This window comes from Paenibacillus sp. 2TAB19, from assembly GCF_052115185.1.
In the GTDB taxonomy this organism is placed as follows: Bacteria; Bacillota; Bacilli; order Paenibacillales; family Paenibacillaceae; genus Pristimantibacillus.
Map to the genome: position 1 here is coordinate 1 of NZ_JBFRGE010000135.1, position 8,808 is coordinate 8,808.

The 8,808-nt window shown below is 46.9% G+C and carries 10 protein-coding genes; 5 read left to right on the forward strand and 5 right to left on the reverse strand.

The window, feature by feature from the left end; all coding sequences use genetic code 11:
* Positions 1 to 512 precede the first annotated feature (512 nt).
* Complete coding sequence (locus AB4Z33_RS29650) at positions 513 to 1,331, forward strand: DUF6597 domain-containing transcriptional factor (RefSeq protein WP_442053353.1); 819 nt, start codon at positions 513 to 515, stop codon at positions 1,329 to 1,331.
* Between the two features lie 85 nt (positions 1,332 to 1,416).
* Complete coding sequence (locus AB4Z33_RS29655) at positions 1,417 to 1,794, forward strand: VOC family protein (RefSeq protein WP_442053354.1); 378 nt, start codon at positions 1,417 to 1,419, stop codon at positions 1,792 to 1,794.
* Between the two features lie 470 nt (positions 1,795 to 2,264).
* Here AB4Z33_RS29655 and AB4Z33_RS29660 read toward each other — a convergent pair whose 3' ends face one another.
* The 3 genes from AB4Z33_RS29660 to AB4Z33_RS29670 all read right to left on the reverse strand — a co-directional run bounded on the left by AB4Z33_RS29660 (position 2,265) and on the right by AB4Z33_RS29670 (position 5,015).
* On the reverse strand, positions 2,265 to 3,131 hold the full coding sequence (locus AB4Z33_RS29660; RefSeq protein WP_442053355.1) for an SDR family NAD(P)-dependent oxidoreductase: 867 nt from the start codon (positions 3,129 to 3,131) through the stop codon (positions 2,265 to 2,267).
* A gap of 48 nt (positions 3,132 to 3,179) precedes the next feature.
* A complete protein-coding gene (locus AB4Z33_RS29665) occupies positions 3,180 to 4,178 on the reverse strand; it encodes an NADP-dependent oxidoreductase (RefSeq protein WP_442053356.1) in 999 nt (332 codons plus the stop codon).
* An 81-nt stretch (positions 4,179 to 4,259) separates the two neighbouring features.
* On the reverse strand, positions 4,260 to 5,015 hold the full coding sequence (locus AB4Z33_RS29670; RefSeq protein WP_442053357.1) for an SDR family oxidoreductase: 756 nt from the start codon (positions 5,013 to 5,015) through the stop codon (positions 4,260 to 4,262).
* Positions 5,016 to 5,209: 194 nt separating this feature from the next.
* On the opposite strand from AB4Z33_RS29670, the gene AB4Z33_RS29675 reads away from it, so the two are divergent.
* Positions 5,210 to 5,848 (forward strand): TetR/AcrR family transcriptional regulator, encoded by a 639-nt coding sequence (locus AB4Z33_RS29675; protein ID WP_442053358.1) that lies wholly within the window; start codon positions 5,210 to 5,212, stop codon positions 5,846 to 5,848.
* Between the two features lie 141 nt (positions 5,849 to 5,989).
* Here AB4Z33_RS29675 and AB4Z33_RS29680 read toward each other — a convergent pair whose 3' ends face one another.
* Positions 5,990 to 6,847, reverse strand: coding sequence for an SDR family NAD(P)-dependent oxidoreductase (locus AB4Z33_RS29680; protein WP_442053359.1), 858 nt, complete (start codon positions 6,845 to 6,847; stop codon positions 5,990 to 5,992).
* A 174-nt stretch (positions 6,848 to 7,021) separates the two neighbouring features.
* Between AB4Z33_RS29680 and AB4Z33_RS29685 the strand changes: the two genes are divergently transcribed.
* Entirely contained in the window at positions 7,022 to 7,510 is a 489-nt protein-coding gene (locus AB4Z33_RS29685) for a MerR family transcriptional regulator (protein ID WP_442053360.1), read from the forward strand.
* 101 nt (positions 7,511 to 7,611) lie between these two features.
* Here AB4Z33_RS29685 and AB4Z33_RS29690 read toward each other — a convergent pair whose 3' ends face one another.
* A complete protein-coding gene (locus tag AB4Z33_RS29690) occupies positions 7,612 to 8,250 on the reverse strand; it encodes an NADPH-dependent F420 reductase (protein ID WP_442053361.1) in 639 nt (212 codons plus the stop codon).
* Between the two features lie 102 nt (positions 8,251 to 8,352).
* Here AB4Z33_RS29690 and AB4Z33_RS29695 point away from each other — a divergent pair, with 102 nt between their 5' ends.
* Positions 8,353 to 8,763: a winged helix-turn-helix transcriptional regulator gene (locus AB4Z33_RS29695; protein ID WP_442053362.1), complete on the forward strand. Its 411-nt coding sequence runs from the start codon at positions 8,353 to 8,355 to the stop codon at positions 8,761 to 8,763.
* Positions 8,764 to 8,808 lie beyond the last annotated feature (45 nt).

An 8,808-nucleotide genomic window follows, 5' to 3' on the forward strand; every position in this document is an offset into this window, starting at 1 on the left:
CCTGATGGGCTTTTTGAGGCAATGACCTCGTGCGTAACCCCATCGTACTGGAGGCGCTCCTTTTTGTTCAAACGCCAAATTATTCGTTTTACAGGAATTCTAACGGGAACGATAGTTGAACCAAACAAGGGAGCAGTTTGCCGCGGCAGCTGCTACCTGTTTTCATTAAGCTATCGGCCAGGATAGTTACAATAATGATAATGATGAATTGAGGCGCTTAGGCGATTTAGGATGGAATATTCGATACGTAAAGTTATCCAAACCATTACCAGTAGAAGCACTGGTGATCAAAGCTGTCTTTCCTTTTAAACATTTATAATCTCATTCTCCTTTTCCCGAAAAGATAAACTTCAACACTGCATTATTGAATTGAAAAGGACATATGTCCGCTTATCAGTTATTTGTTACAATACATTCATGAGGTAGAATACAGTAATCCTCGGCGAGCCAAGTAAGCCTTGAAAGCCGCCAAGGTGTCAAGATTTTTCACGTAATAGGAGGAAGAAGCGCAGATGAGCCATCATTACCGACCCTTGCATGCTCCCCAATTGCAGCCGCAGTTGCATATCCACTCGCACAACTTCCGGGAGTTTGCGCCGAGCCGTCGCCTGGCGTCGCATGTAGCTGCCTATTGGACGATGGATTTCCTGCCGGTACCGGAAAATCCGGGGCATCGAGTCATACCCGATGGCTGTGTCGATATTATAGTGGACCTGTTCGCTTCATCAAGCAGGCAGGCCGCTTATGTCGTAGGGCTAACGACACACGTCGAAGTTTTGCAATTTGCAAAAGCTCGCTCGGTATGGGGCATTCGGCTGTATTCGGAGTCGGCCCGCACGATCCTGAAGTCTCCAATATCGACATTAACGGCAAATCGTGTGTTTTTGGAGGATCTCTGGGGACAAGAGGCTCTCGATTGGGTCGAAAAGCTGCTGACTGCGCAATCGTTACCAGACAGGATCGAGGTCGTCGAGCAGCAATTGGGCCTAATACTGGCTGCGACCGAGGTGCCTGCTCCTACTTTGGTCTACCAGAGCATGCAGTATATATACGAGGTCAAAGGTAATCTTTCCGTAACGGATTTGGCGGATAAAGTGAACTTCAGCGAGAGGCATCTGCGAAGGGCCTTTGAACTCGAGCTTGGCCTCAGCCCGAAGGAGATGCTCGGCATCGTCCGCTTTCAAAGCGTGCTTGAGGAATTGTACAGCGGAGACTATTTCAGCTTGACGGATTTGGCGCTTCAACACGGGTACTACGATCAGTCGCACTTCGCTGGCATTTTTAAGCGATATTACGGAGTTCCACTCAAACGTCTGACCAAGCAGGAGTGAGGAAGTCCGTTTTTTACTATTTTGCAATGAGTGACAATTACTATAATGGGAGTGAAATTAAGCAAGGCGAGGGGAGCTGCAAAGCATGACTGTAAAGTTGAAACGAGTCGCGATTTACGTAGAAGAGATGAAGAGGGCGTTGGATTTTTATCGCGTGCTGGGGCTGGCTATTCCGGACGGCGTCGACGAAGCGCATCACGTAGACGTGGAGCAAGAAGGTATTGTGTTTGCATTCGATATGGTGGAATCGGTAAAGAATGTTTTTGAAGGCTGGGAAGATCCTATCGGCTACCGGACCGAGCTCGCCTTTCAGTTTTCCAGCAACGAAGAGCTGGACGACGTGTACCGTCAGTTGACGACGCTTGGGTATGACGGCTTCCTCGAGCCGCGAGATACACCGTGGGGAGAGCGATATGCGATCATAAAGGACCCCGATAACAATTTAATCAGTCTCGTCGCGTAGCGAAGAGAAGGAATGCGCCATTAAACAACAAGCAGATGGGAAGCACTGTCGTCAGTGTATCTTCGCCTGCTTGTTGCTTACAGAGGAATAAATGAATTTTATCTAATTGGATTGAACTCCCTCGGGTGCAATAATTCAACCGGAATAGGGAATAGGGAATAGGCCGCCGCGTCGCTGCTCTTTTTTCATTAAACTAACGAGGAACGATAACTCAATAAACCAAGAAGACAGCCGACCAACATGATCGGCTGTTTTTGTTTAAGTAACGTGAGATCAAAAATGTTTRGCAACTTCCTTTTTGAGTTTGGTGCAGCTGAATCGAAAAATTTACATCACCGAAGTGAATTACGGTGATGTCTTTCACATTTCGAATGTACTTGAGTGATAAATGATTCCTATGAAGTGGACCCTTAAACCGCATTGCGAACGAAGTTCAGAAGATCCTCTCCTAAGCAACGTTCTTCTGGAACTCACCCATGAGGAACACTCCCGTCAAGAAACTCACGGCTATAGATGTCGGAAATTCTGTCCAGCACACGCTGCACATGTTCTGTAAATTTCAAGTCAGCAACCCTATCTTTTAACAAAAACACGCCGGTCTCATTGCGGTGTTTGCCGAGGGCTCCCTCAAATAATAGGTTGGCGCCATGGGTAGGCGGTGAGGAAAAAAACTTCATAAACAGTTCAAACCATGCGGTCAGTCCGGAATCTTTTCCTTTTCTTAGCGTGTTGTTAATTCCCGGGTCAACGCTGCGGATCTTGATGCCTTCCTTGGCAAGTTGTGGTGCGACGGCTTGGGTCCACAACGAAAGAGCTAGCTTTGAAGTTGCATAAGGGCCATACATTTTGCGGAAGGTTTTGGGATGCTCTAAGTTTTCGATCGAAAACTCCTTCGTAAATCTAAGCACCTGCGATGAAGTGTTAATCACCGTTTTTAAGCTGCCGTTTTTCAACAGCTCCTTCAATTCCATCAGAATGATATAAGGAACGACCGTCAACAATTCATAATGCATTTCGCGGCCTTGTTTCGAATAGCGCAGCTCACTTAAGCCTCCTCCAGCGTTGTTGAACAAAATATCGATCCGCTGCTCCTTGCTTTTGATTTCTTTCAAAGAGCGTCTCAAGCTGCCATAATCGGTGAGATCCTTCACTTTATAGGATCGGAGCCATCCGTTCTTGAGGGCATTTTGAATGAGCATATCGTCCGCCGGAAAATCGGAACGGTTCAAAGTAATGACCTGCCAGTTCTCCGATAGAAGTTTCCGGGCTAATGCCAAGCCGATTCCCTGGCTCGCGCCTGTAATCAGTGCGATATGTTCTCGTTGGTTCGTATTCAATGGATGTCCCCCTCATATTTCAAAATACTCTCCACTTATTTGCGCACATCAGTCGGCGGTGGGCAGTAGAATCAGTTTGCCTTGGGCACGCCCACTCTGACTGATTTCGAGGGCTGTTCGCCAGTCGTCGAGTGAGAAAGTCTGGGCGACTGGGATCGTAAACTTGCCCTCTGCGGTTAATTGGGCGAAGTGGCCAACAACGTCATAACGCAGGGAAGGTTCTTCCCCGTAGCTGGCGCGAACGCCAAGTTCGGCGGCTCCGGCGAAATCGCTGACCGTTAGGACGCGCTGAGGATTCCCATTGACGATTTGAATCAGATCTTTTATTGCTCCACTAATCGGGGCGGTATCTAGGACGAGGTCAACCGGCTGCTCTGCCAGTTCTATCACTCGATCTACCATTCCATCACCGTACGAGGTCACCATCGCCCCCATAGCGCGGAGTTGGCCGGCATAGGTGGCACCAGCAGTTGCGACCACACGAGCACCGCGCATGAGGGCGATCTGGACGGCGGCGAAGCCTACGGTTGTGCCGGCTCCGTGCACGAGTACGGTCTGGCCCGATCTCACCCCGAGAGTATCAATCCCCCGGTAAGCGGTTTCGACCGCCATTGGCAGTGCTGCGGCCTGTACAAAGTCGAGTCCAGCCGGCATGCGGAACCAGTAGTACATAATCGCTCGGTCCGACGCACCGGCGCTCGATCCGCCTATGAAATCCGCGGCACCAAGAACGGAATCACCAATGGCGACACCGGTTACGCCTTCTCCAACTGCGTCTACAATCCCCGATACGTCCAGCCCAATACCGCGAGGCAACGGCAGTTGACTGGCAAAGTGTCCTCGGCACATTACCCAGTCAACCGGATTTAACCCACAGGCGCATACTCTCACGCGTATGCGTCCCGGGCCTGGTACTGGGATTGCCACCTCCTCCAAACGCAAGACATCGGCCGGTTCTCCGTAGTCGCGGAAGCGGACCGTTCGCATGGTAACAGGGTTAGATGCTGGATTCTTCACATCTTTGCTCGATGTATCCCAATTGTTCATAGCGATGTTCCCTCCATTTTGCTCCGATGAATCGTTTTTTCAATAAATTCAAACGGTCTGTTCTTCCAAGAAAAAGGGGTTTCAGATCTGGGAGCCGCCTCCGTCGACAGTGAACTCAGCCCCGGTGGTATAGGTGGCGTCAAATGCTAGAAATGCTACGACTTTGGCGACCTCGACTGGATCGCCCAAACGCAACATCGGGATCTGCTGTGTCATCTGTGCCTTTGTCTGTTCGGCAGCTTCTTTCGGCATTGACTTCTCTAAGATACCTGTGTCAATGACGCCAGGACTGACTGCGTTTACGCGAATATTTCGAGGCAATAACTCGCGTGCCAGACTTCGAGTCATGGAGCGTAGCGCTGCTTTACTAGATGCATACGCACTGAGCATGGGGAGACCCACTACGTTCACGATCGAAGTAGTAAGTACTACCCCGCTTCCTATGCTCAGGAGTGGAGCGAGTTTTTGTACGGTGAAGTACGGCCCTTTGGCGTTGATTGTAAATATCTYGTCGTACGTTTCTTCGGTCGTTGACTCGAAAGGGACAAAGCCAGTGACACCTGCGTTAACGAACAGGGCATCTATCGTTCCAAATTCAACCTTCACTCGATCGGCCAACGCGGCGATATCCTTCAATGAGGCGGCATCACTCAAGAACGAGATTACGTTGTTGCCGAGTTGTTCACGAGCCGTGTCAAGCGTCGCCTGAGTACGTCCGGTAATCAGCACGTGTGCTCCATCATCCACTAGCAACTTCGCTGTCGCGAGGCCGATTCCACTGCTGCCTCCCGTGATCACGACTTTCTTGCAGGATAATTTGCCCTTACTTAGTTCCATTTGAATCGTCCTCCCATTGTATAATCCGCAATCGGATGATTAGGTACAGGAACGATTATACAATAGTTGCTTTACCAAGTATACTAATTTTATTAAAATAGTTAATTTAATTCATTTACTCTTTACTGTAAACAAAAAGACAGCAAATTTGTTATAATGCATTTGATACTTATCACAGGGAGGGGCATTTATTCGTGAGAAAAGCCGTGAGTGTGGAGACATATATTGAAAAAATAAAGCCCGTTATTAGAAGAACAAAATTCAGCCAACTCAAAGTCGACGATCTCGCAAAATATATGGATATCAGCAAAGTGACACTATATAAGTATTTTGCCTCMAAAGATGACATCATCGAACAGGTTGTAGATTATTACATTGATTACTCGAAGAAAGCTGACGCCACGGCTAATGATGATTCCTTCTCTTTATTGGAGCGGTTCCAAATCACGTTTTTACAATCTTTGATGTGTGCCGTGTATATTTCTGATTTGTTCTTGCAAGATCTGAAGGAATTTTATCCGCACCATTTTGAGAATCTGTCAGTTGCTCTACACAATCGGAATAAAAACTTACAAGCTTTTTTTGAATCCGGAATGGAGCAACAGATTTTCAACAGATTGAATGCCGTATTGTTTATGGTTCAAGATGACGCTGTGCTGCGGCGCTTTATCGAGCCATCATTTTCGATTCAGTATGATATCACCTTGAAACAAGCAATTATGGATTACTACCACATGAAGCAGTATCAAATGATAAAACCCGAATACCTGAAGATGATAGACTACTCCAATATGGAGGGGAAAATCGTTCATATTTTGCAAACCATCTCATAAGTGAGTCGCCTGCGCATGTCACGACGAAATCGACCTAAACATAAAGCTAAACGAAGGACACCCGGCTGGTGTCCTTCGCTTAGCACTATAGATGTTACGGAGAACCGTGTCATAAGTAACTTAATACAGCCATAAGTAAGTTTAAAAATTACGTTGCAAAAATTCGTGTTCATAAATCGCTTGAATTCTTTCCAAAACGTTCCTCGCCTGGTCTTTAAATTTTAATCCCGCAACCTGACCTTTCAGCAAATACACGCCAGTTTTATTCCGGTGTTCCCCGAGAGCCCCTTCATACAGCTTGTTGGCGCCGTGAGTAGGCGGTGAGAAAAATAGCTTCATTAATACTTCAACCAAAAGGGGCAGTCCGGATTGTTTCCCTTTTCTTAACGTATTGTTGCTACCTGGGTCAACGCTGCGAATCTTGATGTCGTCCTTGGCAAGCTGCGTCGCGATGGCCTGAGTCCACAGCGAAAGAGCTAGCTTTGAGGTGGCGTAAGGACCAAGCAGCTTGCGGAAGGTTTTGGGACGTTCCAGGATATCGATAGTAAACTCTTTTGTAAATTTTAGCGCTGAAGATGAGGTGTTGATCACCGTTTTTAAGCGTCCAATTTTCAGGAGTTCCTTCAACTCCATCAGAATAATATATGGAACGATCGTCAACAGCTCATAATGCTTCTCGCGTCCTTGTTTCGAATAGCTCAGCTTGGAAAAAGACCCTCCGGCGTTATTGAACAAAATATCGATCCGCTGCTCCTTGCTTTTGATCTCTTCTAAAGTACGTCTCAAGCTGGCATAATCGGCAAGATCATCTGTTTTATAAATTCGAAGCGATCCACTCTTGGCCGCATGTTGGATGCTCATATCGTCTGCGGGAAAGTCGGAACGGTTCAAAGCAACTACCTGCCAGTCCTCCGACAGCAATTTCCGGGTTAATTCCAACCCGATCCCGGCGCTTGCGCCTGTAATCAATGCGATATGTTCACTTGGGTTCTTGTTCATTGTGCATCTCCTCCTGAAAGCGGGATATTTCCCCTGATAGCTCACATTCTATAACTTGAAGTCGACTCCAAGTCAAGGCGCGAAAACAAAGTATTTCCTAAGGATAAGAGACTTGACTTGGAGTCAGCTCCAAGATGTATAATGCACAAAAATCAATCTCCGGGAGGGAACAGGATGAAGGAAGAGAAATCCTATACGATAAAGCAAACCGCCGAGCAAACCGGAATTACTGAGGATACGATCCGTTATTACGAAAAGATCGCGCTGCTGCCTCGTGCAGAGCGGAAGGAAAACGGGCACCGCATCTACCGACAGGAGGACATCAATACGATCCGGCTGATAGCATGCCTGAAAAAAACGGGGATGCCGCTAGAGGAAATGCGGCCTTTTTTGGCAGTCTCCGCCGATACTGATCCCGCGGAATATCCCGAACTGGTGGAACTTTTAACGAGCCACCGGAAAAATATTGTCAGCCAAATCGCCTCGTTGCAGCAGGTCGTCGATTTTATCGACATGAAGTTGGAGGAGGGGAGATACCGACAGGACTGCTCGGATGTAAATCTAGACGGCTTATTAGAGAAAAGGATGGGAGAACCGAAACCAAAGTCCGTCTCACCTGTTGAGATGAGTTATTTTTCCGTGTCGGCCAAAGCGGGCAGATAAGCTCGCAATAAGCGGCTACTTCCTCGCATAAACTGCTGCAGTCCGTTGAGCTAACGGCAGCCTGTTGAGCTAAAGGGCAGCAGTTCATCTACAGAACCGTCTCAATTTCTTAGTAAGGCAAAGGCTGATCCTGGTGACTGTAATTGAATTTCGCTAATCACACATGCAAGCATGATCGATTCTTGCAAACGGCTCTGCCTAATGTCTCCTAAGTCAACAATTGTGGACCAGCCAATGTCTTTAAGAAGAGCACTGACCCGACTTTTGGAAGAATGATTGTTTCCCGACATAAACATTACGGGTGAACCTTCCTTGAAGTTTGGATGTATCATGATCTTGTCACTGATCGTATTCAGTGTTTTAACAACATGACTTTCCGGTAACAACTTTTGGACTGCTTCTCCTGCTGAGGTATCGTAGAGCAATAAACTTGGTCCATTGTCAAAATGTACGGCATTACTTACATCAATGACCGTTTTATTTTTCATATGGATAGGATCGATGGTTTCAAGTACATCTTTTAAACAGAGCCACGGAAGTGCCACAATCATGATTTCGCCAAACTGGGTAGCTTCCTCGAATGTTCCGATGTTCCCCGACTTCCCTACCTCTTGCTGCCAAGAATAATGTTTTGGATCGCGGGGATCCCGACTGCTGATTAATACATGATGCCCTGCCATAACGAATCCTTTGCCTAATATCTTGCCTACATTCCCCGCTCCAAGGATACCAATGTTCATTTTCATCATCTCCTCTATGGAATTGAGTATATTGACTTTACTTCTTGTGATCAATTAGGCACTTTTTCGTATCCAACCGTTTTGGTTATATTGTGTTGTATAATGTTGGTGAAAAGAGGTGAGAAAATGCCTGTCCAGCTAAATGATTGCCCAGTAGAAGTTGTATTTTCTATGTTAAGCGGGAGATGGAAAATCCCCATATATCGGTACTTATATAAAAATAACAAGCCAGTACGTTATGGGGAGTTACTGCGGCATCTTCCGTCGATTTCAAAAAAAATGCTTACAGAGCAACTGCGCGAGCTTGAGAGTGACGGAATAATCGAAAGGAAATCCTATCCGGAGCCCCAACCGAAAGTAGAATATAAGTTGACCTCGTTAGGAATATCTATGATTGTATTTCTTGACGAGATGAGCCAGTGGGGAGAAAAGCATATCCTTCCGGAAATAGGAGGAATTCAAATGAGGATGTCATACCCTGCGATCGCTCAACTATCGGGAGACGATAGTTGAACATAAAGGGTTCCACATATTATACATGACTAATATGTGGAACCC